This is a genomic window from Aquisphaera insulae, from assembly GCF_011064615.1.
GTDB lineage: Bacteria > Planctomycetota > Planctomycetia > Isosphaerales > Isosphaeraceae > Aquisphaera > Aquisphaera insulae.
The window spans coordinates 32,786-58,139 of record NZ_JAALJH010000016.1 but is presented as its reverse complement, the minus strand read 5'-3'; the positions used below and the strand labels follow the sequence as shown (position 1 = coordinate 58,139).

The following is a 25,354-nucleotide window of genomic DNA, read 5'->3' as shown; positions in this document are numbered from 1 at the left end:
AGAGGCGACTCAAGGAGGATATAGCGTTTACCTTGCCGGTAACGATCTTGCCGCGGGAGCAACATCAGTAAGTCTGGCAACTTGGGCAGGGTTGGGGTGCCAAGCATGGTATATATACAACTACGGCAGTGAAGCGTTGCCAACGGAAAGGCGACCGTCCCCGGGGTGGGTTTCGACTCCCTTGGGCGCGGTGTCAGGCGAATTCCTGGGATGGTATGACTCGGGGCTCGTTCTCCGAGATCGCCTGGCGCGGTGGCCGAGGACATTCAGCGATCCATTCCCTTTGCACGACGCGGTTTAGGAGGGGAGCCCTTTCCATGAGTTTTATCCAGCGCTTCCTCGAGCGTGTTCTCCGGAACAATCCTACTCGCATGCCCCGCACCACCTTCGACGAACTCAGCCAGGATCAACTGGATGCCCACCTTCGCATCGGGCGCTACGGGAACTTCACGCTGACGGATGCCGTTCGGCCCTCGATCGGGTTGGAAGTGATCCCTCGCGAGGGATACCGGCGCGACATGTATTGCGACCCGGAGTCCGGCAACAGGATGCCGGTGCTGGCGGCGTCGGTTTCCGCCGAGAAGCTCCTCGACGTCTTCATGGACCTTCTCGACCCGCTCGGCGAGGTCGTGGACGTCGTGATGGAGTCGAGCCACGAGTCCGAGCCGGGGCAGCATGCGGACCTGTACCGAGAGCACATGGACACCGTGATCCTCAAGAGCACGCTCTACGATTACGAGTCGTTGCTCCTGAATGATGGTTGCACGGGCCTGGCCGCGCTCAACCCCAACGGGCCCATGGAGGTCCAGTTCGACGAGCACAAGCTGCTCTTCGTCTATGCGAACGACCTGGAGCCGTTCGAGGAGATCCTCCTGGCCCACGGCCTCAAGCGCGACGATTCCCTCAAGTTCATCTCCGAGGCGGAGCATCTCCACTCCACCGACGATGAGCATCGCGAGCAGTTCGACGAGATCCTCTACCGGCTGGGCATCGACCACGACGAGTGAGCCAGCGTCCGCGGGGGCGCACCGTGCTTTCATGGCGAAGCGGGCCGGGGCATCAGACGATGCCCCGGCCCGCTTCGCTTCGTTCCCGTCCCGTCCCTTGCTCGAGTACCCCTGTTGCCCCTGGCCAGGAGTTCGACGGTTAGACATTTCGGTTTCTCCTCGAGCACCGATCCTCCATGAGAACAGGGCACTCGCTTAGCCCGTCTTCGACTCCCCGACCGTTTGACCCCGCGCGACGCGGTCTATTACGATGGCCCTGGTTGTGGCAACGGCGATGGAATCGCGGCCCGAGGGGCGTGGTGGCAATGATATCGGCGAGTGACAGCGGTCTGGGGCGGGTCTTGCATGCCGGCGCCAACAAGGGATGGCGATTCCCTGCGTGCGGGAGGATCGTCCTGCTTTCGACCGTGCTGATCACCGGCTGTTCGGAGTCGGAGGATCGATCCGCGGCCCCCCCCCCGCCCTCATTCCCGGGCGTGAAGCTGACGGTCGGGGCGATCGGCGATCCGCGGATCCTGACGGGTCTGGCGGCCCATCGCGGCGAGTGGGTCGCCTCGCGAGGCGGGGAGATCACCGTCCTGCAGGAGTCGATCCGGGGCGTGGACGGCATCTCGGCGGCGGACGTGCTGATCTTCCCCGGGCAGAGGCTCGGCGATCTGGTGGACGCCCAGGGGTTGGAGGCGATTCCCAACAGTCTGGTGATCCCGGCCCAGAAGAAGCGCGGCGATGAGGAACCGTCGCGGACCGGCGGCGGCCGATCGGAGGCCGCGGAGTCATCGCGGGCGGAGTCTCCGGTGGATTCCTTCCGATACACCGACCTCGTCCCGGCGTTTCGCGAACGGGTGACTCGCTACGGCGAGGACCGCATGGCACTCCCGCTGGGTGGGTCCGCACTGGTCCTGGTCTACCGTCGCGACGCGTTCACGCGTCCGGAGAACGTCGAGGCCGGCCGTGCCGGCGGGCTGAAGCTCGAGCCCCCCGCAACCTGGACGGAACTCGACCGCCTGGCGGCCTTCTTCCAGGGCCGCGACTGGGCGGGGCACGGCGCCAAGGGCCACGGCCTGGCGGCCGTCATCGGGGACGACCGGGAGGGCGTTGGCGATGCGATCTTCATGGCCCGGTCGGCCAGCCTAGGACAGCACCGCGATCATTTCTCGTTCTCCTTCGATGCCGATGCGTTGACACCGCGCGTCGATTCGCCCCCGTTCGTGGAGGCGCTCAAGGCCATCACCGCCTGGAAGTCCGTCGGACCGCCCGGGTGCGAGTCGTTCGACGCCGAGGCCGCCCGCGCGGCCTTCCGCGACGGCAAGGTCGCGATGCTCATCGATCGGGCCGAGCGGGCGGCGGCCTGGTCCTCCGGCTCCCCGCTCGGCGTCGCGCCGCTGCCGGGGTCCGAACGCGTCTTCGAGCCGCTTCGGGGCCAGTGGGACGCCCCGGAAACGCCCAATGCACCGACCTATCTCCCCGAGGGGGGCGGCTGGCTGGTCGGCATCCGTCGCGGCTTGAGCAACCCCCAGCGCGAGGCCGCGCTCGACCTGGCGCGCTACCTCGCCTCCCCGGACATCGCCAATCGGCTTCGGGCCGAGCCGACGTTCCCGATGCTCCCGGTCCGGAGCAGCCAGATCGGCCAGGGACTGCCCGATCCGGCCTCGTCGCCGGACGTGGATCCGCGCCAGTGGTCCGACGCCGTCAGCCGGACGCTGATGGCCGATCGCGTGATTCCGGGGCTGCGGATCCCGGATGCGTCGGGATACCTGAAGGACCTGACCGAGGCTCGACTCGCGGCACTCGGGGGGAAGGATCCGCGGCAGATGCTCCACGACCTTGCCGGCAAGTGGACGGCCCGCTCCGCGGCCCTCGGCAAGGACCGTCAACTCTGGCATTACCGGCGGAGCCTGAATACGCTGACGACGTCCGCCGCCCCCCCCGCTCGAGGCAAGTAGGAGGAGCCGGCCGCGATGAGTTCGACGGACGGCGACGACGAGGAATTCGGGCCGCTCGGCACGGCCGAGCCGGAGCTGAACCAGCTCCTGGGCCTCTTCGATCTCCCCGCCTTCGCGCGGCGGGGCCAGGACATGGAATTCTCGGTGGCCCAGGTCCACGCCCGCTGCCGGTCGCGGCGGGAGGAATACCTGGAGATGGTCCGGATGCGCCTCCGCCAGTGGGCCGCCGTGGCCTCCGGCCCGGACGACTGGGAGGCGAACTTCGCCGGCCCGATCGCCCCCCTCTGGGCGCTCACCCTGACGCCGCCGCCGTCCTGGGCGGCTCGGCCGGGCCTTCCGCGGCAGCGCCGGGGCGCCGCCCGCGACCTGGCCGCGAGCATCCGAAGGTTCAACGACCGCTGGCGTCGGCTCATCCTCTCGCTCAACCTCGAGCCCGCCAATCGCGTCATCGACCACTACAACCGTTATTATCTCCTGGAGAAGGAATGCGTCCTCGGCTCGGCCAGGCTGGCCGCGCGGCACTTCCGGCCGATCCCACTCTTCTCGCACGAGGTGCTCCTGGGCGCGTATCCTCCGCTCCCCGAACCCGAGCCCCTCGACGAGCGTCCCTGACGGAACCCTCTCATGACATCACATACGCGACCCTTGATCGTTGCCCTGGCCGTCCTCTCGACCGTCGCCCCGCGAGCCTCGGCGCAGGCCCCGCCGGCTCGTGAGTCGACGAAGGCCCGCGCCTTCGAGGTGAAGTATCCGTCGATCGCCGACGGCAAGCCGATCACCGGCCGGGTCTATGTGATGCTGGGCCCGGTCGGCTCTCGGATGGAGCCGCGGCTCGGCCCCAACTGGTTCCGCCCGGAGCCGATGTTCTCCAGCGAGGTGAAGGACTGGCGGGCCGGCGATGCGGTCCGGATCGACGCCAAGGCCGTCGGCTACCCGAAGTCGCTCGACGCGATCGAGCCCGGCGAATACGTCGCGCAGGCGGTCGTCCGGATCAACCCGGATTCGGCGAACATCGGGACCGGCGAGGGGAACCTGTACGGCCCCGCCGTCCCGGTCAAGCTCGAGGCGGACGCCGCCGCGCCGATCTCCCTGGAGGTCACTCGCCGCGTGCCGCCGCGGGATTTCAAGGAGACCGGGCGCGTCAAGCTCGCGGAGCTGGAGAGCCCGCTCCTCTCGAGGTTCTTCGGCAGGCCGATCAAGCATCGCGCCGCCGTGATCCTGCCGGAGTCGAATCCCGGGGGCAAGCGGCCGGCGGTCTACATCATCCCGGGCTTCGGGGGCGACCACACCATGGCGACCCGGCTGGCCGGCTCGCCCATGGGCAAGGACCTGATCCGCGTCGTCCTCGATCCGAACTGCTACACGGGCCACCACGTCTTCGCGGACAGCGCCACCAACGGCCCGCGCGGCAAGGCTCTCGTCGAGGAGTTCATCCCCTATCTCGAGTCGAAGTTCCCGATCCTGGCCGAGCCGCGAGCCCGACTGCTGAATGGCCATTCTTCGGGCGGCTGGAGCAGCCTCTGGCTCCAGGTGACCTATCCGGACGTCTTCGGCGGCACCTGGTCCACGAGCCCCGATCCGGTCGACTTCCGCGACTTCCAGCGGGTCGACATCTACGCCAAGAACCAGAACATCTACCGCGATCCGAAGGGGGAGCGGCGAGCCGTGGCACGTCGAGGCGGCAAGCCGATCATCTTCTACGATGACTTCAGCAAGCTGGAGGAGGCCATGGGCCCGGGGGGCCAGCTCGGCTCGTTCGAGGCCGTCTTCAGCCCGGTCAAGGACGGCAAGCCGGCCAGGCTCTGGGACCGCACAACCGGCGCGATCGATCCCGAGGTGGCGAAGGCGTGGGAAGCCTATGATATCCGGCTCGTCCTCGAGCGCAACTGGGCGGAGAAGGGCCCGAAGCTGAAAGGCAAGATCCACGTCATCACCGGCGGCGAGGACACGTTCTTCCTGGAAGGCGCCGTCAAGCTCCTCAAGGAGTCGCTGGCGAAGCTCGGCAGCGACGCGGTCCTCGACGTCATCCCCGGTCGCGATCACAGCACGGTCATGGATCGCGCCCTCGTGGAGCGGATCAACCGGGAGATGAACGCGGCGGTGGACCTCAAGTAGCCGCCGCGGGCCCGCGTGGACGATCCGCGAACATCGAGACGGCGACGGGGGTGTACTGTGGTGGGAAAGCCGAACGCCCCAGCAGGGGCGATCAGAGGCGTGATCTTCGACATGGATGGCGTGCTAGTGGAATCGGAGCCGTTCATCGCCGGGGCGGCTGTGGCGATGTTCGCGGAGAAGGGCGTGGCGGTCCACGCGAAGGAGTTCCGGCCGTTCATCGGCATGGGCGAGGATCGCTTCCTGGGCGGCGTGGCGGAGGCCCGGGGCGTGTCGCTGGACATGCCCGCGGACAAGGTCCGGACCTACGAGATCTACCTCGACCTGATCCGTGGCCGGCTCGAGCCGCTCCCGGGCGTGGCGGCCTTCGTCGGCCGCTGTCGCGATCGAGGGCTCAGGCTGGCGGTCGCCTCGAGCGCCGACCGGATGAAGGTGGAGGGGAACCTCGGGGTCCTCGGCCTCCCTCCCGGGACGTTCGAGGCGGTGGTCGTGGGCGAGGATATCGTCCGGAAGAAGCCGGCCCCGGATATATTCCAGGAGGCGGCCCGACGTCTCGGGCTGGATCCGGCATCGTGCCTGGTCGTGGAGGATGCCGTCTCGGGAGTCCAGGCGGCGAAGGCGGCCGGTTCACTCTGCCTCGGACTGACGACCTCGTTCGCGGCCGACGTGCTCACCGCGGCCGGGGCCGATTGGACGGCGGAGGATCTGGCCTCGGTCCCGCCGGGGATCATCGGGGACGGCCCGTCATCGGCGGATTCCGACTGATCGAGGACCCGAGCCCCTATCACTCACGTGGCATACGGCTTGCATCGGGGAACCTCGTGATATCCACCCCGGTTGCGGTTCGGCAAGGCCCGGTCTCACCCGGGGCGTTCCTCCGCGGGCGGCTTCGGCCGCCGCCGGAGCGAGGAGGCGTCCGTTGCAGGCGTGCGGACCTTCGCACCCTCCAGGGCGAGCGAGATGGGCCAGGGAGCCGAGCCCTCCGAGGAAGACTTGCCGCCCACCGCGCACCGGTTTGCGCACGAGCGTGCGGCCCCCCCTCCCCCGCACGGGCCCGGGCCGCTGGCGGGCCTGCTTCCGTCGTTCGGTTCCTTGCGTAATTCGCTCGCAGGCCTCACCCCACCTTCCCTGCAGCCGATCTCGAGCTACGGCGGCGCCGCGATCCTGGTGGTGCTGGCCGCGTCCGCTCGCGTCGTCATGGGGCCCGCCCTCGGGTCCCAGTTCCCCTTCATGCCCTTCTTCTTCGCGCTCATCATCGCGGCCTGGCTGGGCGGCATGGGGGCTTCGTTCGCGGCCCTGATCCTCAGCCTGGCTGCGGTCCCCCTGGTCGTCGCTCCGCTCGAGAAAGGGGCGGGGAGCGGGACGCGACCCGCGGGCCTGGTGGACGGCGCGTCGGTGGCCATGGGGCTGGTCGCGACCCTGGTCGGCGGCGGCCTTCGCACCTCCCAGTCGCGCGCCGCGGTGAGTCTGCGGCTCTTCGAGGGAGAACAGCGACGGACCAGTGACGAGGTGGAGCGCAGGAGGGTCGCGGAGGAGAAGGTGGAGCTGTTTCGCGGCCTGGCCCAGTCCATGCCGCAGATCGTTTGGATCTGCCGGGGAAGCAAGGTCGAGTTCACGAATCGCCGGTGGGCCGAATACACAGGACGGACCTCGGAGGAGGAGACACTCGCCGACGCCTGGAAGGAGGTCATCCACCCGGATGACCTCGGCCGGGTGGAGGCCGCACTCGCTCGAAGCGAGGCCAGCGGGGCCGAGTTCAACGCGGAGTACCGACTTCGCGACGCCGCTGGCATCTATCGCTGGTTCCAGGGACGATCCATCCTCGGCGACGGCTCCGGCAGGGTCGTGCTTCGATTCGGCAGCGCCCTGGATATCGACGACCGACGGCGGGCCGAGCGCGGGGTGCGATTCCTCGCGGCGGTGGGTGCGGCACTCGCGAACATGCACGAGGAATCGGAGGCGCTCCGAGAGATTGCGCGGCTGTCGGTGCCTGATTTCGCGGACTGGTGCATCGTCCACGTGCGCGACCAGGGCACCCCCCCGACGCGAATCGCGGTGGTTCACTCGGAGCCGCGACGGGCCAGGATGGCGGACGAGTTCCATGGCCGGTCTGGCATCGGCCCGGAAGCGATCGCGGGTACGATGCGGGTCCTCCGAACCGGCCAGCCGGAGCTTGTCGACGAAGTCGACGAGGACCGGCTCGCGGCGGTCGTCGACCTCGCGGGAATCGACCCAGCCGGGCGCGAAGCGGCCCTCGGCGACATCCGGCGGCTCGGCTTGCGTTCCTCGATCGCGGTTCCCCTGCGCGGTCGGGAGGGGCCGCTTGGCGTGATGACGTTCCTGGCGACGGAGTCGCGCAGGCCATACGACGACGTCGACTTGCGGCTGGCCCTCGACGTGTCGGACCGCGCCGCGAAGGCCCTGGAGAATGCCCGCCTCGTCGCGCGCATTGAGCTGGCCGATCGTCGCAAGGACGAGTTTCTCGCCATCCTGGCGCATGAGCTTCGCAACCCGCTGGCTCCGATCCACAACGCCCTCATGTTGATGGGCAGCCCGGGGATCGACCTCGACGCCGAGCGATCGCTGGCGATGCGGATGGTCTCTCATCTCGCTCGGCTGGTGGAGGACCTGGTCGATGTCTCCCGGCTGACGCGGGGCCGGATCGTCCTGAGGCGTCAGGTCGCGGACCTTCGTCCGATCATCGAGGGGGCCGTCGAGGCGGCCACGGGCTCGGATCGGGAGTGGCAGACCGGCGTCTCCGTCTCGCTCCCGCGCCGCCCGATCCTGGTGAACGTCGATCCCGAACGGATCGGGCAGATCCTCTGGAACCTCCTGGATAACGCCATCAAGTACACCGGCGCCGGCGGCCGGGTCGCACTGAAGGCGGAAGTCCGGGGCGGCGAGGTGGCCATCCGGGTCGCCGATACGGGGGTCGGCATCCCGGAGGAGATCCTGCCGAATATCTTCGAGATGTTCTACCGCGCCGAGGCTCCGCGAGGCGTCGCGCAGGGGGGGCTCGGCATCGGACTCTGCCTGGTGAAGAGTCTGGCCGAGCTACACGGGGGGACCATCGAGGCTCGGAGCGAAGGCGCCGGCCGCGGGAGCGAGTTCCTCCTGACCCTCCCCCTCGCACCGGTCCGGTCGGATCGCATCAAGGGCGACCCTCCCCGTGAGCCGGCGGCGGTCGCGACCGAACCGACCGACGGCCGCCGGCGGATCCTCGTGGTTGACGACAACCGTGACGCGGGGATCAGCCTGGCCCGCCTGCTCGAGGCGATGGACGGGCACGATGTCCGGGTTGCCCATGACGGCCCCACGGCCCTGGACATCGCCCGGGACTTTCGCCCCGAGATCGCGATCCTGGACATCGGCATGCCCGTGATGGACGGCCTCGAGCTCGCCCGGCGGTTCCGCGCCGACGCCAACCTCGGGCGCACCCGTCTACTCGCCCTCTCCGGCTGGGGTCAGGAGCAGGACCGCGAGCGATCCCATCAGGCCGGATTCGACCGCCACCTGGTCAAGCCGGTGAACCTGGATGAGCTGCGTGAAGCCCTCGCCCGCAAGCCTGGCGAACTGCACTGATTCCTTGGAATCAGGCCCCTTGCCGTCGTCGCAAGCGGTACTTCATTCCCGTGATCCAGAAACACGCGGCAGCCACCACGCCGAAGATCATCGGCCCAAACCGCGGGAACCAGACGATCGGGAAGATCGACAGGATGAGCGCCGCGGCCTGGAGGTAGTAGACGCCGGAGAGGATGCCGGCCTTGACCATGAAGAGCATGCTGTTGGTCACGGCCACCATCGGGAAGAGCGAGAGGACCGGGACGCCCAGCAGCGTCTCGACCAGGAACACGAGATTGATGGCGACGATCCCCGATCCCCAGACGTGGACGAGCTGACGCTCCACGAAACTGATCGGACCGCCCCGGCGGCGGAGGCCCCAGAAGATCGCCGCCCAGGCCCCCAGGCCAATCGTGAAGAGGGCGACGTAAGGCCAGCGCGAGACGACTCCGGCCAGGTGCATGGCGTTGGTCGCCGCGAAGAAGACGATCAGCGCGATGCTGTGATAGATCCAGAGCTGGCCCCAGTTCTCCAGGACCGACGCATTGTGGCTTTCTCCCAGGAGCCGGGAGGCCAGGGACCGAAGGCTCGTCGAGCGGGCCGAGACGGGCTCGCCGCGGAGGTAAGATTCGAGGTCGTCCGCCAGGGCCCCGGCGCTCGCGTACCGCATCTCGGGCTGTTTCTGCAGGCAGCGCAGCACGATCATCTCCAGGTCCGGGCTGACCCGCGGATTCAGCACCCGCGGCGGCACGGGGTCCTGCTCGAGGACCAGGAGCAGGGTCTCCACCGGCCCCGCCCCCTGGAACGGCGGTCGACCCGTGATCATGTGATAGAGGATCGCTCCGAGGCTGTAGACGTCGAGCGACGCGGTCAAGGGCTGGCGCCGGGACGAGCCGCGGGCCTGCTCCGGCGGCATGTACGAGGGCGTCCCCACGTGGGTGCCGGTCGGCGTCAGCGACGCGTCGCGCCCGGCGTCGATCCGCTTCGCCAGCCCGAAGTCGCCGACGTAAGGATGACCCGACCGGTCGATCAGGATGTTGGACGGCTTGAGATCGCGATGGAGCACCCCGCGGCCGTGGGCGTGGTGGACCGCCCGGCAGATGGGGACGAGCAACCGGGCGGCCTCGAGGCCGGTTAGCGGCCCCTCCACCAGCCGCCGGGAGAGCGTGGTCCCGTCCACATAGGGCATGGTGAAGAAGGGCTGGCCGTCGTGCTCGCCGACGCGGAGGACGGGCACGATGTGGGGATGGGCCAGTCGAGCCGCGGCCGAGGACTCGACCCGGAATCGCTCCAGGTCCGTCGAGGAGGCACCAGGCCCGCCGATCAGCCTCTTGAGCGCGACCAGGCGGTCCCGGTCCGTCTCGCGTGCCAGGTGGACGATTCCCATGCCCCCTCGACCGAGCTCCCGGAGGAGGACGTAGTCGCCGAACTCGACGCCGCGGTCCGGAGCCGGTTCGTCCGTCTCTGCCGCGAGCGGGAAGGGTCGGGGAAGCGGCTCTTCATCGGCCGCGGAGAGCCGCTCGGCGAGGCGGATCGTCTCCCAGAGGGAAATCAGCTCGTCCCCGACCCGAGGGTTATCCTGGGCGAGGGACTCGACATCCGGGACTTCTCCCCGCCTGAGGGACGCCGTCAGCCCCTCGACCAGGCGGACCAGGCAAGCGTCGTCCTCGTCGCGGGGGTCGTGAGCGTCGTTCCGGGCTTCAGGCATCGGCGCACCGTGGGAGACCGAGGAGTTTCATGGACGCGACGAGTCGTCGCCGAGGATCGCTCGCAGTCGTCGGAGCGCCCGCAGGTGTCGCATGCCGGCCGCGGCCTCGCTGAGCCCCAGGGCCCGGGCGGCCTCGGAGTTCGTGAGCTGCTCGAAGTGACGGAGCAGGACGACCTCGCGATCGGGCTCGTCCAGGCATGCCAGCGCCTCGCGGAAGCGGCCCTTCAGCTCCTCGAGCATGGCCTGCGCGGCCGGGGTCGGGGCGTCGTCGCGGATCCGGGCCGCGAGGTCGAATGTCGAGCCGACGGAATCCGATCCCGGGCCGCCCCGCGGCGCGAGCGGCTGCTCCCGATCGAGGCTTCGCCGACCGGCCGCGCGATGCCGACGGTGGGCGTCGATCACGTTATCGCGGGCGAGGGATCGGAGCCAGAGATGGAAGGGCATCGCCGGATCGCGGAGGTAATCATCGAGCCTCCGGCTGGCCTTGAGCAGGACGTCCTGCACGACGTCGCTGGCATCCAGCCGACGGCCGAGCGCCCGGTCGAGCCGGACGCCGATCATCCTCCGAAGGGCGGGCCGATGCCGTTCCCAGAGCTCGTCCGCGGCCCCCGGCGCGCCTCGCTCCACCTGGTCGAGCAACCGTTGCGTCTCTTCCTCGTCCGGCCACATGCCCGATCTGGCTCCGACTCGCTGGCGGGGAAAATCGTCACGGTTGCCGTTAATCCCCGAGAATCCCCGCGGTTCACTCCACGAGGAGCCGCGGGCTCCGCCGGTCCATCGTCACCAAGAGGAGATTGCCATGTACACGGTCTATGCCCATCTCACCTACCTGTTCCTGAGCGTCGCGACGACCATCTGGGTGGCGAGGACCCTGGCCCGCAACGGCCGGGTCTTCCTGTCCGACACCTTCGGCCACAACGAGGCGCTCGCCGACGCCGTCAACAACCTGCTGGTCGTGGGATTTTACCTGATCAACGTGGGCTACGTCGCCCTGGCGCTCCGGTATGGCACCCAGCCGCATGACCTCGCGGAGAGCATCGAGGTGATCAGCACCAAGGTCGGCCTGGTGCTCCTGGTCCTGGGCGGGATGCATTTCTTCAACCTCTATGTTTTCGCCCGAATGCGCCGCAAGGCCCTGCTTCGGAGCCAGAAGCCGCCGGTCTCGCCGGAGCAGTTCGTCACCCCTGTCGGGACGTGGGCGGCGGAATGAATGCCTAAACCGGAGGCCCTCCCATGGAAAAGCTCTTCGTCCTCTACGACTCGCGATGCGGGCTGTGTAGCTGGGCCCGCCGCTGGCTGGCTTCGCAGCCGGCGATCATCCCCCTCACGTTCATCCCGGCGGGCTCCCCCCTGGCGGCGCGCCTCTTCCCGGGCCTGACGCCGCCCGATGAGGACCCTGACGAGCTCGTCGTCGTCAGCGACGACGGCGCCGTCTATCGCGAGGGGAGCGCCTGGATCATGTGCCTCTTCGCCCTGGAGGATTACCGCGAGTGGAGCAACCGGCTGGCCCACCCCCTGCTCTTGCCGCTAGCCCGGCAGGGCTTCGCGCTCCTCTCGCGGCGGCGGGCCAGCGTCTCCCGCTGGCTCCGCCTCGCCAGTGAGGCCGAGATCGCCGGGACCCTGCACCAGGTCGGCGAAGCGGCCTGCGTCCGAGCGATTCAGCCGGTTCGGAATCCCAAGGCCGGGCGGGATGCATCATAATGGCCCGGATATCGGGGGGATCATACGCTCCCCCCTCCGCTCCAAGGCTCCCGGAGGATTCCGTACCGTGAAGATCGTCATCCTGGATGGCCGGACTCTCGCCCCCGAGAGGGGCGCCTGGGCGGGGCTCGAGCGTCTCGGCGAGGTGATCTACCACGACGTGAGCACCGCCGATCAGGTCCTCGAACGGGCCGCGGGCGCCACCGTCGTTGCGACCAACAAGACGCCCATCCGGGAGGAAGCCCTTGCCGGCCTGCCCGATCTGAAGTTCATCACCGTGCTGGCGACGGGCTTCGACTGCGTGGACCTGAAGGCCGCCCGGAACCGCGGGATCCCGGTCTCGAACGTCCCGGTATACGGGACGCCGACCGTTGCCCAGTACGTCTTCGCACTGCTCCTCGAGCTCTGCCATCACGTGGCGCTCCACGCCCAGGCCGTACGCGACGGCGAGTGGACCGACCAGCCCGATTTCTCGCTCCGCAAGACCCGGCTGATCGAGCTGGCCGGCAAGACGATGGGGATCGTCGGCTACGGCCGGATCGGCCGGCGGACGGCCGAGCTGGCGAGTGCATTCGGGATGAAGGTCCTGGCCTTCGACCCGACCAGTACGGTCGAGTCGACGGAGGCCTTGCGATTCTGCGGCCTCGACGAGCTATTCGCCGCCTCCGACGTGATCAGCCTGCACTGTCCGATGACCGAGCAGACGGCCGGCCTGATCAACCGGGACCGGCTGGCCGGGGTCAAGCCCGGCGCTTTCCTCATCAATACGGCCCGTGGCGGACTGATCGTCGAGGAGGACCTGGCGGAGGCGCTCAACGCCGGCAAGCTCGGCGCCGCGGCGCTCGATGTCGTCTCGAAGGAGCCGATCCGCCCCGACAATCCACTCCTGAAGGCCCGGAATTGCCTGATCACCCCTCATATCGCCTGGGCCACGGATGAGGCTCGCGGCAGACTGATGGAGACGACCGTGGCCAACGTGGAGGCGTTCCTCCGCGGCAAGCCGATCAACGTGGTGAACTGAAGACCGGACCAACCACAGAGGCACAGAGGCACGGAGAAGAGGATGTAAGAGAAAGGGAGAGCATGGGGAGAGAGAAAGGGAGATAATAGGGAGAGGAAGTGAGTCGACGGGAAGGAAGGTCAACACGAACGGCCCCGGCACTTCTTGAGGAGAGGTGCCGGGGCCGTTTCGCGAAAGACGTCGGGAGGTATCGGGCGATCAACGACCGCCTGGCCGAGCGGGTGCCGGCCCTCCGGTGGTCTCGGCGCCAACGCCGAGCATCTCGATGGCGTCGAACGGGTCGACCGTGGTATCGGCCTTGGCCGCTTCCAGCAGATCCTTGAACGGCAGGTCGTCGGGGACCTTCTGCTGGAGCTGCTGGAGGACGCGCTCGTAGCGCTTGACGATCAGGCCCGTCTCCTTCTTGTTGATGTCGTCATCCGTGAAGACGGGGAAGCCCTTGAGGTTTTCCTTCCAGGCTAGGAGCCCCTGCTTGAACTTGGCCGCGGCCTGGGGGAAGTCGGCGGACTTGTACGCCTTGGTCCCCTCGTAGAAGAGCTGGCGGGCCTGGACACCCAGGGGGGTCTTTTCGGCCTCGCAGCGCTGCTTCCAGTAGCGGTAGTTCATCTGGCTGGCCCAGCGGTCGGCCCAGTACTTCTGGTTCTCGTTCAGCTCCTTGCCCTCGTACTTCGGGAGCGTCCGGTCGTCGATCCGGACCATGTCCCGCTCGAGCTTGCCGTTGCGATTGATGACGTTGGGCGCCTCGAACGGGTGCTCGCCGAACCTGACCCACTGTTTCAGGGCCTTGTCCCACTCGTTCATCGCGACCTCGCCGAAGGTGGCCTCGATGCCGGCGATGCTCATCTTCTCCAGGCCGGCGGCGTAGTGGGTCTGGGCGTGGGCCGGCATCGACCGGAAGGCGATGTCGTCGGGCCGCCCCTTGCGCTGGGGGGTGGGGTCGACGAACTGGACCTGCTGGACGTCCTTCGTGGTCCCCTCGGTCAGTCGCGAGGCGCCGGCGTCCACCTTGTCGACGGCCTTGCGGAACCAGCCGTAGCCGAGCTGGAAGTTGTCGTGCTTGACGACGTTCAGGCCCGCGTCGGGGTCGTAGTAGGTCTTGAACTCCTCGTCCTCGTCGTCGCGGAAGAGGCGGCGGAGGATGATCGATTCATCGGCGAAGCCGAGCTTGTGGTAGTAGTACCACGCGGTGTCCCACATCAGGTCCGGAGAGTTCTGGTTGTAGTCCACGCCGCGCTGGACGAACTTGATCCCCTGCTTGATCCACTCGTACTTGTCCTCGGGGGCGTCCCATTCCACGGAGACGTTGTACGCGAGGTTCCAGCTCTGGAAGGTCCAGATTGCCAGGAAGTGGGGCTGGAGCCGGGTGATCATGTCGACGTTGGTCTTGAGGCGGTCCCAGTCGTGGTCCCGCTTGTTCTCCTCGGCCTGCTGCCAGAGGTAGTTGGCGACGATGCCGCGGAAGCCGCCCAGGAGGAAGAGCTTCATCATGAAGCTGCCGGTGTCGATCTGGCCGATGGCCGCCTCGCCCAGGTCCTGCCGCTTCTTCTCCTCGGTGAGCCACTCGCCGTAGGGCCACATGAGCCCGAAGAGGAAGACGATGAGGACGCCGTAGACCATCTTCTTGATCTGGTTGTTTCTCATGCCGCCACCTCACGGTTCTTGAGGATGAAGTATCCGACGATCGAGAACGGCAAGGCGTAGGCGATCGCGAGCAGCGTGTTCGCGAGGATGGTCCCCCAGCTCACCCCGAAGCCGTCGGCGACGGTGTTGCTGACGTCCAGGGCCTGGAAATTGGGGACCAGGTAGACCAGCGGCGACATCAGCGGCATCACCAGCGAGTCGAGGGTCTTGGCGATGAGGGCGCCGGCGGTGGGCGCCAGGTCGCTCATCTGGTTGTCGTGGGTGAGCAGCCGGACGAGGGACTCGAACGGGCCGCCGCCGAGGATCGACTGCCGCGTGAAGTCGATGAGGAAGCTGTAGGCGAGCTGGCCGGCGAAGAAGAAGGCGATGGTCGTGAGCAGGGCCACGGGCCAGCTCAGGAAGGTGCCGGCGAAGACGCCGATGGCGGTGAGCACCATGGCCTGGAGCCACACGCCGAAGAGGCCCTTCATGTAATTGACGCCGAAGAGGCCGTTGCTGGAGAGGAGATAGAGGTCGCTCTCCGCCATCCCCAGGTACTGGGTGGACGGGATGCAGCGGATCTCGACGCGGAGGTCCCCCTCGCCGCCGGCGAGGATGGCCGCGGGGATGAACTGGCGGTTGGTGTAGTATTCCTTGACGGGGAAGATGGACGTGTTATCCGCGCCGGTGCGGGGATTGACCACGTGCATCTCCGCCAGGACCGGCTCGCCCACCTTCCCCTTCGTGGTCCGGTAGACGTTGAAGGTCATCTCGATGGGGATCGCCGGGGAGTGGAGCGCCTGGAGTTGCTCCTTGAGCGATTTGACTCGCGCCTCGTCGCCGCCGGCCGTGGCAATCTCGGCCTCGAGGTCGGCGGACTTCTTCTGAAGGGCCTCATACTCGCCGCGGACGCGCTCGATCTCCTTCTGGTTCCGATCCAGGCTGCTTTCCAGCTTGGTGACCTCCGCGGGCGGAAGCGCGGCCTGGCCGCGGGCCTTCTGCGCCTGGACGACCAGGGCCTGGAGCTCGTAGAGGCGGTTCAGCTCCCCCTCGACGGTGTTGTCCCTGAGGAAGTCCTTGACCGGGATCCGACGGTCGATCGGCCGGGGGCGGGTGGCCGGCGAGAACGGGTCGGGCACGATGCCGAAGCTCCAGATCGCGGTGGCCGCCGTGGCCCCCTCGATGTGGCTCCGCGGCTCCTTCATGTTCTGCTCCTGGCCGACGTCGATCCCGAGGGCGTGGGGCGTGCCTCTCGAGTCCAGGAACGAGAGCGAGCCCTTCACGGGCACGCGGGCCTTCATCCGGGAGCGGAGCTGGTCCGCCTGATCGCCCAGGATCCGGAAGTCGCGGGTGCGGTTCTCGTCCTTGGCCTTGAGGGCCGCCTTTTCGGTGTTCTCGATGGTGGCACCCACCGTCCGCCTCAGGTAGATGAGGCTGATCCCGCCGAAGGCGACGATCAGGATCGTGACCAGGAACATGAACCCGATCATCCGGCCCCAGATCAGCTCCAGCCGGCGCACCGGCTTGGTGACGACCGTGTAGATCGTCTGCTGCTGGATATCGGTGGGCAGGCTCAGGGGGGTGAGCAGCGTCACCATGGCCGTCAGCAGGAGCGAGCAGAGCAGGGTCAGCGTGCCGACGAAGAGGCGTCCCATCTCGGCCGGCCGCGGCGGCACGAGGAACCAGTGCGTGAAGGCCAGGACCAGGCCGAAGACCGTGATCACGACCCAGGGGGCCCACATCCGGCGATTGGCCTCGTGCACGGTCAGCCGGGCGATGGCGAAGAGGCGGCGGCCTCGGACCGAGAAGACCTCGCGGAGCACCGAGACGATCAGCCGGAGCAGGACCACGTATCCCATGTAAGTCGCGCTCAGCCGGGCGCCGTAGACGAGCCCGTCGACCGTCGTGGACTGCCGTTGTCCCAGCGTCACGTTCGAGAGGAACCCGAGGCTGTGCATGAGGTAGCCGACGCCCAGGCCGAACAGGAGCGCGACGTGCACCCCGACCAGGACCAGTATGTCCGCGGCCGAGCCGAACCGTCGGATCGTCCGCCAGAGCCCGAGCTCGGCCCAGAGGATGAGGACGGCGACGACCAGATAGGCCAGCAGCGAGGTGAAGCCGATGGGTCCGATCTTGTAGGTCGGGATCTGCTTGGCGTCCTCCAGGGTCCGGAGCAGGACCGTGACGAAGATCATCACGAAGGCGCCCAGGGCTGCGTAGTCGTACCAACGGTTGCGGACCAGGTAGCGTTCCTTGATGGCGGTCACCAGCCAGGAGCCCACCCAGCCGATCAGGCAGAGGAGGCTGATCGACCGGATCCAGACGAGCCAGCCGTTGAGGAGGCTGATGCCGCCGGTGTTCTCGGGGATGATTCCCGGCTCACCGTAGAGGAACGCCCAGAAGACGAAGTTCCTGAGCCATCTGGGTATCTCCCGGGCGACCTGATTGGTGGCCGCCTCCTGGGCCCAGAGTAAGGGCAACGCGAGAAGCGAGGACATGGATGAAGAAGCTCCGGGAATAGCGACGGAATGAAGGCGCGGCGAGTGCTAAGGATGCGGTGACTTCGGCCCGAGCCGACGGCCGACTCCGGGGTCTCGACGGCGAGACGGCCGGGCGGCGGGTCGGGCCGCTGGCGATGCGGAGGTCCGTCGCGGTCTCAGGATGAGGAGCGGGACTCCGCCAGCTCCGGGGTCATCGCGGCCTCTCCGGCCACCTTGCGCCGGCCCGGGTGCAGCTCGCTCTCGCGGACGATCCGGAGGAAGAGCTCCTCCAGCGTGGTCGTCGGGTGATCGACCGTGATGTCCTCGCCGCCGTGGCGCTGGATCACCTGGCGGACCTCCTCGAGCGCGGCCGGCGGGAGGTTGCGGACCTTGACCTGGGTCACGTCCTGGACGGTCAGAAGGTCGGTGACCTTGCCCAGCTCCTTGAGCTCGCCACGGTGGAGGATGGCGATCCGGTCGCAGATGTCCTGCATGTCGGCCAGCAGGTGGCCCGAGAGGACGACGGTCTTCCCCTGCTCCCGGAGGTCGCGGATCAGCTCCTTGATCTCCGCGGTCCCGATCGGGTCGAGGCCCGAGGTCGGCTCGTCCAGCAGGATCAACTCGGGGTTATTGATCAGCGCCTGGGCCAGGCCGATCCGGCGCTGCATGCCCTTGGAATACTCGCGGAGCTGGCGGTGCTTGGCTCCGGAGAGCCCGACCATGTCGATCAACTGGCCGACCCGCTTGTTCCGCTCCGCGGCCGGGATCTTGAAGAGGCGGCCGTAGAACTGGAGCGTCTCCTCGGCGTTGAGGAACTTGTAGAGGTACGACTCCTCGGGCAGGTAGCCGATCCGCTCGTTCTTCGTGACGTTCGAGGTCGGCTCGTTGAAGATCAGCGCGTCCCCTTCGGTGGGGAAGAGCAGCCCGAGCAGGAGCTTGATGGTGGTGGTCTTGCCCGAGCCGTTGGGCCCGAGCAGCCCGAAGATCTCGCCTCGATGGACCTGGAGGTCCAGGGCCTTGAGGGCCTGGACCTTCTTGCGTCCCCAGAAATCGCGGTAGACCTTGGTCAGGTTCCGCGTCTCGATGATCACCTCAGGAGTCATAGTCATCAGATGAGGCCTTCTCTCGCGATGGATCAGGTCAGGAAGGAAGCGGGCGCGTCGGGCGCCGAGGGGCCTTTCGCGATCGGGAAGATGCGGGCCGCCAACGATCGGTCGGGGGCAATCAATAAGGATGATGTACGCGACAAGGGCGCCGTCTCGACCGAGCGATCATCGGCTACGCCGGCAACCGCGGGGCCCGCATCCACCCGTCGTGGAGGCCGGGCGAAGGCCGCCGTCCGGCAGTTCGTCCGGCCAGGATGGCCCCGGGGTTTGGCTCTGCTACGAACGCCCGGCCGGCAAGGTTCGAATCGCGTCGGGACGATTCCCTCACATCGACCGGAGCGTCCCGCCCACGGGCCTGCCTGCGGGCACGACGGGGCCGTTGGCGAGACCAAATCATGCTAACGCAAGCCCGGCAGGCTTGGCAAGGACTGCGACCGCCGCGGGTCCCGGGGGACTCGGCAATTGCCTCGTCCTCCGGTCCGGAGAAGAACCGCTCCGGGCCCGGGGGGACAAGGTCGCCACCGAGCCGGGCGATCGCGCCCAGGCCTGACTCCCGGGCGCACGTCCGTTCGTACGCGGCGCCATCCTCAGGGCGTCAACCCGGTCTTGCCGGACGAGGTTTCCGGCGTGGCCTCCACCTTCCCGCCGAGTCGGGGGACCGGGGTGACCGGCTTCGCGCTGTTCAGCATGCTGTACGGACGAACCGGCGTCAGGGCGGAGTCAAGTGGCGGGCCTCCGGCAGGGTGGCAGCCGCCGCCGCCTGAGTATGGCAGGTAGCGCTGGCCGGCCATCAGGTAGGGGTTGTGATACGTCCCCATGAAGAGCTGCTCGGGGGGATGGGCAAAGTAGCGGGGGAAGAAGTAGGCGTCGGTGCGATTCCCCCCCAGCGGCAGGTGCGGGGCGGGGTCGAACCAGCCGATGCCGTCCGGATTGCCGTTGGGGAAGCCCCAGCCGTCGCCGGGCCCGTCCGGGAGGATCCAACCGCCCGACCCGTGGCGATGGGACGCGTGGCCGTGCGGGCAGCGGCCCGCCCCGGGGCACTGCGAGGCGCTTCCCAGGGCCAAGGCGAGCGTGAGGGTCAGGATCGTCGTGGACATTGGGGAACCTCCGTGTCGATGCCTTGGCGGCGGCCGCGAGCCGGGGGGAGCCTCGCCGCGGGGCCCGCGCGTGGCGTGGCCGGGCGAGGATCCAGACGGTCTCAATCTAGCACGCTCCGCACTCCGCGAGGGGGGTTCACACGCGGATTCTCTTCCGGAGCGGCGGCAGGGACGTTACGATCGCATCGTCCCGGCAACTCGGCGGCGAGCACCGCCCCGAGCCCCCTCCGGCTGGTCCTGGGTTTCGTCATGATCCTCCTGATCGACAACTACGATTCCTTCACCTACAACCTGGTCCAGCGCCTGGGCGAGATCGACCCGACCGTGGACTTGAAGGTCATTCGCAACGACAGGACGTCGCTCCAGGAGGTGGAGGCGCTCGCCCCGTCCCGACTGATCATCTCGCCCGGCCCGTGTACGCCCAGGGAGGCCGGGATCTCCAACGACCTGATCGCCAGGCTGGCTCCGCGGATCCCGATCCTGGGGGTCTGCCTCGGCCACCAGTGCATCGGCCATACGTTCGGGGCCAACGTCGTCCGCGCCGACCGGATCATGCACGGCAAGACCTCGTGGATCCATCACGACGGCAAGGGTGTCTACCGGGACCTGGCCAATCCGTTCGAGGCGACCCGCTATCACAGCCTGGTGATCCAGCCGGGGACGCTGCCTCCGGAGATCGAGGTCGTGGCCTGGACCGACCAGGGAGAGATCATGGGCGTCCGGCACCGGACCTATCCCCTGGAAGGCGTCCAGTACCATCCCGAGAGCTTCCTGACGGCCGAGGGCATCAAGCTACTCAGGAACTTCCTCCAGGGATGAGGCCCAACGAGCCCGTCGATCGAGAGATCAACCGGGATGGACGATCCATGCTGACCGTCGACGAGGCCATGGCACTCGTACTGAAACGGGCCAGTCCCCTGCCCTCGACCGGGCTTGCCCTGATGGACGCCGCCCGCCTCGTCCTGGCGGAGGACGTGGCGGCGGACGCGGACCAGCCTCCCTTCGACAAGTCGCTCATGGACGGGTATGCGATCCGGGCCGCGGACATGCCGGGTTCGGCAAGTCGCTTCCGCCTGGCCGAGACCATCCACGCCGGCGAGTCCTCCGCACGGACCCTCGGGCCCGGCGAGGCCGCGGCGATCATGACGGGTGCTCCCATGCCCGCCGGCGCGGACGCCGTGGTCATCGTCGAGCACGCGGAGGAAAGCGACGGCGAGGTCACCCTGCATCCTCCCGCCGCGGTCAAGGTCGGCCAGCACATCCTGCCGCAGGGGAGGGTCTACCGCCGCGGGGACGAGCTGCTCAAGGCCGGCAACGAGCTGACACCCGCGCGCATCGGGCTGCTCGCCGCGGTCGGGTACGCGACTGTCCGCGTCATCCCCCGCCCCGAGCTGACGATCGTGCCGACGGGGGACGAGTTGGTGGAGCCCGGCGAGATCCCCGCCCCGGGCCAGATCCGCAACTCGAACGCGGCGATGCTGGCGGCGCTGGCCATCGACCGCGGACTCGCCCCGCGGATCAGGCCGATCGCTCCCGACGAGCCGAAGGCCCTGGCGGCTGCCCTGGCGACGGGGCTGGAGTCCGACGTCCTGCTCGTGACCGGCGGCGTCTCGGCCGGGCGCCGCGACCTGGTGCCGGGGGTCCTCGAATCGCTGGGCGTCCGCCAGGTCTTCCACCGAGTCCGGATGAAGCCGGGCAAGCCGCTCTGGTTCGGCGTCGGGCCGACGCGAGGCAGTCGGCCCGGGACGCTCGTCTTCGGCCTCCCCGGCAATCCCCTCAGCGGGCTCCTCGGATTCGTGCTCTTCGTCGCCCCCGCGCTGGAAAGGCTCGCCGGCCGACCGCACGCGACGCGGGGGATGATCTCGGGCCGACTGGCCCGCGACTGCAATCATCGGAGTGATCTGGAGACGTATCGCCTGGCAACCAGGTCCTCCTCCGTGGTTGAGGGCCCCTTCGAGGTCGACATCCTGGATTCGATCGGCTCGGCGGACGTGCTGGCGGCGGCGACGGCGGACGGATTCGCGGTCTTCTCTCCGGGAGATCGGGTTTTCGCCCGGGGAGAAATTGTTCGATTCCTGCCCATGCGATAGGATCGACTCGAACCCCCGGACGGGCTGGCCCCACGGAAGGTCGTGCGATCGACCCGGGTGTTCGTTCCTCGATCGCCTCAGGAGAATTGAGGCCGCCATGACGACTCCACAAATCCTCGAGGCCGAATCGTCGGCAGAGTCCGCGGCGGGCGAAGGCCGTTTCGGGGATCGATTGGCCAGTCACCCGCTGGCCGCCGGCACCCTCTCCGGCCTCCTCCTCTGGACCGCCTTCCCGCCACTGGAATGGAACTGGCTGGCCTGGGTTGCCCTCGTTCCTCTTTTCTGGCTGGCCGTCCAGCCCGCCCGGCGCTGGCTCTACTACGCCTCGGCCTGGCTCGGCGGCCTGGCCTTCTGGCTCCCCTCGGTGCAGTGGATCCGGCTGACCGACCCGACCGCCTGGCTCGCCTGGCTGGCGATGGCGACCTTCCTGTCGCTCTGGTGGCCGACCGTCCTGGGCCTTTGCCGGCTGGCGGTCTTCCGCCTCCGGATCCCGCTCCTGATCGCGGCCCCCATCGTCTGGGTGGCCCTGGAGTATTTCCGCGCCCACGTCCTGACCGGCTTCCCGTGGTATTACCTGGGCCACAGCCAGTACCGGTTCCTGACCCTGATCCAGATCGCCGACACGACGAGCGCCCTGGGGATCAGCTTCCTGGTCGTCATGGTGAATGCCTGCGTGGTCGACCTGATGACGCTGCCTCTGCTGTACGCCACCCCGCGCGGGCCGAGACTCAGGCCCAGGCAGTCGATTCGGGTCTGGATCACCCTGGGCCTGGTCGTCGCGACGCTCGGCTACGGGACGCTCCGGATCGCGACGGCCCGGTTCCGACCGGGTCCGCGGATGGCACTCCTGCAGACGAATTTCGAGCAGCGGTACAAGATGGGGGGCGACGGCCTGTCGATCCTCGAGGCGATCGAACGCCTGATCGAGAAAGCCGCCGCCGCGACGCCCCGTCCCGACCTGATCGTCTGGCCGGAGACCGCGTATCCGTACCGGTTCATCATGCTCGACCCGGGGGTGGCGGCCGACGAGCTGAAACGGCAGGTGGCCCAGATCTCGAAGACGGAGCCGGTCGAGGACTGGCTGGAGAACCGACGGCGGACGCTCGCCTACCTCCACGGCCTGACCGATTCGACGGGGATCGCCATGCTCGTGGGCGCGACCTACACCGACCACACGCCGACGAAGATGAGCAAGTACAACTCCGCGATCCTGCTCGAGCCCAATTCCCAGGAGGTCCGCGCGTACCACAAGATTCACCTGGTCCCGTTCGGGGAGTACATCCCCTTCTTCGAATCGATGCCCTGGTTGAAGGCCCTCACTCCCTATGGCGACGACTACGTGCCGACGCTGACCTTCGGTCGCGACGCCACGATCCTCCCCTTCGGCGCCTACCGGCTGGCGGTGGGCATCTGCTTCGAGGACACCGTCCCGCACGTCATCCGTCGGTTCTTCGCCGAGGCGAGCGGCCCGGAGCCCGACGTGCTCGTGAACATCTCCAACGACGGCTGGTTCCACGGTTCCGCCGAGCTGGACATGCACCTGGCCGTCAGCGTCTTCCGGGCGATCGAGCACCGAGTGCCCCTGGTCCGGGCCGTGAACACGGGCATCTCCGCACTCGTCGACGGCAACGGCGAGATCCGCCAGACCCTCCCGCGCGATACCGACGGCGTCCTCAACGCCGAGGTTCCCCTCGACGATCGCACGAGTAACTTCACCATCCTGGGCGACTGGCTGGGGCTGTCCTGCCTTGCAGTCAGCATCGGGCTGGTGCCGATGGGGTTCTTGATGAAGTTCCGATCCGCGCGACGAAACGTGGCTTAGAGCGGTAGAATCGAATTAGCCCCTCAAGCCAATCGGAGAAACGGAACATGGCCACAGCCGTCGCCCTCGAGGCCCTGTATACGCCGGACCAGTTCCTGGACTTGCCCGACCAGAAGGGCCATGAGCTCGTTCGAGGCCGGCTGCGGGAGATGAACATGGGGGCGGAATCATCGTGGGTCTCCGGAGAACTCTTCCTTCGCCTTGGCCAGTTCAACAAGCATCACGCCGCGGGCTGGCTATTCCCGTCGGAGGCCGGCTATCAGTGCTTCCCTCATGACCCCAGGATGGTCCGCAAGCCCGACATCTCGTTCATCAAGAGAAACCGGCTCCCCGACGATGTGGTGCCCACGGGCTGGATCACCATCGCTCCCGACCTCGCCGTTGAAGTGGTCTCCCCGAAGGATCGGGCTTCCGAACTCGAGGAGAAGCTGGCGGACTACCGAATCGCGGGGATTCCCCTGATCTGGGTGATCTATCCCGAATCCCGGTCCGTCATGATCTACCGTGGCGATGGCTCGGTGGCCCGCCTCCTCGAGGCCGACAGCCTGTCCGGCGAGAATGCGCTTCCCGGCTTCACCTGCCCGATTCGCGGCATCCTCCCGCCCGCCCGGCCAGCCGAGAAGACCCGTCACGATGAAGCCAGCCCCGAGCCGCCTCGGTAAGGGCTCGAAACACGTCGGGGCGTCTCCCTGCCCCTGGAAGCCGACCGATCTCCCGTGGACAATGGCACGGCCCTTGCAGTCCGTCGTTACGGCGACCTCTCGACACGCCGGAACCGCGTCCCTGGCCCCGAGACGACACTCACGATGATCTGGAACGCCCCCGTCGCGCGCCGCGGCCTCTGCGTCCTCCTCGCGACACTGGCGGCCGGCTGCGCCCGCCGGACGCCGCAGGCCGCCCCGGCGGAGCCGCCGTCGATCCCCGTCAGCAGGCCGGTGACTCGGAAGATCACGGACTACGTCGAATTCACGGGCCGAACCGAGGCCGTGCAGTCGGTGGACATCCGACCCCGGTCCACGGGTTATCTCGTCGAGATGCCGTTCAAGGAAGGCACGGAGGTCAAGGCCGGCGATCTGCTCTTCGTCATCGATCCCCGGCCGTACAAGGCCCAGCTCGACCAGGCGGCCGGTCAGGTGAACCTCTACCAGGCCCAGCTCAAGCTGGCCAAGTCCACGCTCGCCCGCGACGTGGCGATCAACCGGATCACCCCCAACGCCGTCAGCCGCCAGCAGCTCGACCAGGAGGAGGCGGCCGTCGAGGAGGCCCAGGCGCGGGTGAACGCCTATGAGAAGAACATGGAGGTCTACCGCCTCAACCAGGAGTTCACTCGCGTCATCTCGCCCATCGACGGGATGGTGAGCCGGTACTTCCTGACCCTCGGCAACCTCGTCAACCAGGACCAGACGCTGCTCACGACGGTCGTCTCGCTGGACCCGATGTTTGCCTACTTCGACGTCGATGAACCGACCATCCTCCGGATCCGCCGCGCAATCAACGAGGGCCGGATCCAGCCCCGGAGCAGCGGCCGCAGGATCGTCGTCTTCATGGGCCTTCAGGGCGAGACGGGGTTCCCACACGAAGGCGAGATCGATTTCGTCAACAATCAGGTCAACCCGACGACCGGGAGCATCCTGCTTCGCGGCGTGTTTGCCAACCCGAAGCCGGACAAGGGCGTCCGAGTGCTCTCGCCGGGGATGTTCGTCCGGATCCGCCTGCCGATCGGCGAGCCCCACGACGCGGCGCTCGTGATCGACCGGGCGATCCTCTCGGACCAGGGCATCCGCTATGTCTTCGTCGTCGGGCCGGATCACAAGGCGGAGTACCGCCGCGTCTCCACGGGGGCCCTCCAGGAGGATGGCCTGAGAGTGATCACCGAGGGCTTGAAGGGGGACGAGCAGGTCGTCGTCGGCGGCCTCCAGCAGGTGAGCGCGAAGGCCGCGATCGTCCCGGAGGAGACTCCCATGCCGACCCTCGCCCAGCCGGCCGCGGAGGCGGGGGGGCCGACGCAAGCCCCGGCGCGGGGATCGCAGGGCACCGAGAAGCCGGCCTCGGCCCAGCCGGCTGGCCGACCGTCACCCTGAGAACG

Annotated in this window: 20 protein-coding genes; 14 read left to right on the top strand and 6 right to left on the bottom strand. The window is 68.1% G+C overall.

The features are described 5' to 3' along the window. Window positions 1-317 precede the first annotated feature (317 nt). The 6 genes from G6O54_RS11545 (at window position 318) to G6O54_RS11520 (ending at window position 8,644) form a co-directional block, all read left to right on the top strand. On the top strand, window positions 318-1,007 hold the full coding sequence (locus G6O54_RS11545) for a hypothetical protein (protein ID WP_165225035.1): 690 nt from the start codon (window positions 318-320) through the stop codon (window positions 1,005-1,007). Window positions 1,008-1,312: 305 nt separating this feature from the next. Continuing rightward, window positions 1,313-2,950: an ABC transporter substrate-binding protein gene (locus tag G6O54_RS11540; protein WP_250846842.1), complete on the top strand. Its 1,638-nt coding sequence runs from the start codon at window positions 1,313-1,315 to the stop codon at window positions 2,948-2,950. A gap of 15 nt (window positions 2,951-2,965) precedes the next feature. Then, a complete protein-coding gene (locus tag G6O54_RS11535) occupies window positions 2,966-3,562 on the top strand; it encodes a hypothetical protein (RefSeq protein WP_165225029.1) in 597 nt (198 codons plus the stop codon). 12 nt (window positions 3,563-3,574) lie between these two features. Then, window positions 3,575-5,065 (top strand): alpha/beta hydrolase, encoded by a 1,491-nt coding sequence (locus G6O54_RS11530; RefSeq protein ID WP_165225025.1) that lies wholly within the window; start codon window positions 3,575-3,577, stop codon window positions 5,063-5,065. A 57-nt stretch (window positions 5,066-5,122) separates the two neighbouring features. Further along, window positions 5,123-5,827 carry an HAD family hydrolase gene (locus tag G6O54_RS11525; RefSeq protein WP_439650244.1) on the top strand — a complete coding sequence of 235 codons (705 nt, stop codon included), beginning with the start codon at window positions 5,123-5,125 and terminating at the stop codon, window positions 5,825-5,827. 327 nt (window positions 5,828-6,154) lie between these two features. Further along, a complete protein-coding gene (locus G6O54_RS11520) occupies window positions 6,155-8,644 on the top strand; it encodes a hybrid sensor histidine kinase/response regulator (RefSeq protein WP_165225019.1) in 2,490 nt (829 codons plus the stop codon). 10 nt (window positions 8,645-8,654) lie between these two features. On the opposite strand, the gene G6O54_RS11515 is transcribed toward G6O54_RS11520, so the two are convergent. Together G6O54_RS11515 and G6O54_RS11510 are read right to left on the bottom strand one after the other, a co-directional pair. Then, window positions 8,655-10,331, bottom strand: a complete 1,677-nt coding sequence (locus G6O54_RS11515) for a serine/threonine-protein kinase (protein WP_165225015.1) — start codon at window positions 10,329-10,331, stop codon at window positions 8,655-8,657. Between the two features lie 27 nt (window positions 10,332-10,358). Next, window positions 10,359-11,000, bottom strand: coding sequence for a sigma-70 family RNA polymerase sigma factor (locus G6O54_RS11510; RefSeq protein WP_165225013.1), 642 nt, complete (start codon window positions 10,998-11,000; stop codon window positions 10,359-10,361). A 130-nt stretch (window positions 11,001-11,130) separates the two neighbouring features. Here G6O54_RS11510 and G6O54_RS11505 point away from each other — a divergent pair, with 130 nt between their 5' ends. The 3 genes from G6O54_RS11505 (at window position 11,131) to G6O54_RS11495 (ending at window position 13,053) form a co-directional block, all read left to right on the top strand. Continuing rightward, window positions 11,131-11,541: a hypothetical protein gene (locus G6O54_RS11505; RefSeq protein WP_165225011.1), complete on the top strand. Its 411-nt coding sequence runs from the start codon at window positions 11,131-11,133 to the stop codon at window positions 11,539-11,541. Between the two features lie 23 nt (window positions 11,542-11,564). Beyond that, entirely contained in the window at window positions 11,565-12,032 is a 468-nt protein-coding gene (locus G6O54_RS11500; RefSeq protein WP_165225008.1) for a DCC1-like thiol-disulfide oxidoreductase family protein, read from the top strand. A 67-nt stretch (window positions 12,033-12,099) separates the two neighbouring features. Continuing rightward, window positions 12,100-13,053 carry a D-2-hydroxyacid dehydrogenase gene (locus tag G6O54_RS11495; RefSeq protein ID WP_165225005.1) on the top strand — a complete coding sequence of 318 codons (954 nt, stop codon included), beginning with the start codon at window positions 12,100-12,102 and terminating at the stop codon, window positions 13,051-13,053. A gap of 198 nt (window positions 13,054-13,251) precedes the next feature. On the opposite strand, the gene G6O54_RS11490 is transcribed toward G6O54_RS11495, so the two are convergent. The 4 genes from G6O54_RS11490 to G6O54_RS11475 all read right to left on the bottom strand — a co-directional run bounded on the left by G6O54_RS11490 (window position 13,252) and on the right by G6O54_RS11475 (window position 19,356). After that, complete coding sequence (locus G6O54_RS11490; protein WP_165225002.1) at window positions 13,252-14,694, bottom strand: hypothetical protein; 1,443 nt, start codon at window positions 14,692-14,694, stop codon at window positions 13,252-13,254. After that, complete coding sequence (locus G6O54_RS11485) at window positions 14,691-17,171, bottom strand: hypothetical protein (protein WP_165224999.1); 2,481 nt, start codon at window positions 17,169-17,171, stop codon at window positions 14,691-14,693. Before G6O54_RS11485 ends, G6O54_RS11490 begins: the two co-directional genes overlap by 4 nt. Before the next feature lie 158 nt (window positions 17,172-17,329). Continuing rightward, window positions 17,330-18,256: an ABC transporter ATP-binding protein gene (locus G6O54_RS11480; RefSeq protein ID WP_165225162.1), complete on the bottom strand. Its 927-nt coding sequence runs from the start codon at window positions 18,254-18,256 to the stop codon at window positions 17,330-17,332. A 590-nt stretch (window positions 18,257-18,846) separates the two neighbouring features. Continuing rightward, a complete protein-coding gene (locus G6O54_RS11475) occupies window positions 18,847-19,356 on the bottom strand; it encodes a hypothetical protein (protein ID WP_165224996.1) in 510 nt (169 codons plus the stop codon). Window positions 19,357-19,605: 249 nt separating this feature from the next. Here G6O54_RS11475 and G6O54_RS11470 point away from each other — a divergent pair, with 249 nt between their 5' ends. The 5 genes from G6O54_RS11470 to G6O54_RS11450 all read left to right on the top strand — a co-directional run bounded on the left by G6O54_RS11470 (window position 19,606) and on the right by G6O54_RS11450 (window position 25,349). Continuing rightward, window positions 19,606-20,175 carry an anthranilate synthase component II gene (locus tag G6O54_RS11470; RefSeq protein WP_165224993.1) on the top strand — a complete coding sequence of 190 codons (570 nt, stop codon included), beginning with the start codon at window positions 19,606-19,608 and terminating at the stop codon, window positions 20,173-20,175. Window positions 20,176-20,222: 47 nt separating this feature from the next. Beyond that, the gene (locus G6O54_RS11465) at window positions 20,223-21,446 is read left to right on the top strand and encodes a molybdopterin molybdotransferase MoeA (RefSeq protein WP_165224990.1); all 1,224 of its coding nucleotides are present in this window, start codon (window positions 20,223-20,225) and stop codon (window positions 21,444-21,446) included. Between the two features lie 97 nt (window positions 21,447-21,543). Then, window positions 21,544-23,268 carry an apolipoprotein N-acyltransferase gene (gene lnt, locus G6O54_RS11460; protein ID WP_165224987.1) on the top strand — a complete coding sequence of 575 codons (1,725 nt, stop codon included), beginning with the start codon at window positions 21,544-21,546 and terminating at the stop codon, window positions 23,266-23,268. Window positions 23,269-23,315: 47 nt separating this feature from the next. Then, on the top strand, window positions 23,316-23,930 hold the full coding sequence (locus G6O54_RS11455) for a Uma2 family endonuclease (RefSeq protein ID WP_165224984.1): 615 nt from the start codon (window positions 23,316-23,318) through the stop codon (window positions 23,928-23,930). Between the two features lie 144 nt (window positions 23,931-24,074). Then, window positions 24,075-25,349: an efflux RND transporter periplasmic adaptor subunit gene (locus tag G6O54_RS11450; RefSeq protein ID WP_165224981.1), complete on the top strand. Its 1,275-nt coding sequence runs from the start codon at window positions 24,075-24,077 to the stop codon at window positions 25,347-25,349. The last annotated feature ends 5 nt before the right edge of the window (window positions 25,350-25,354 follow it).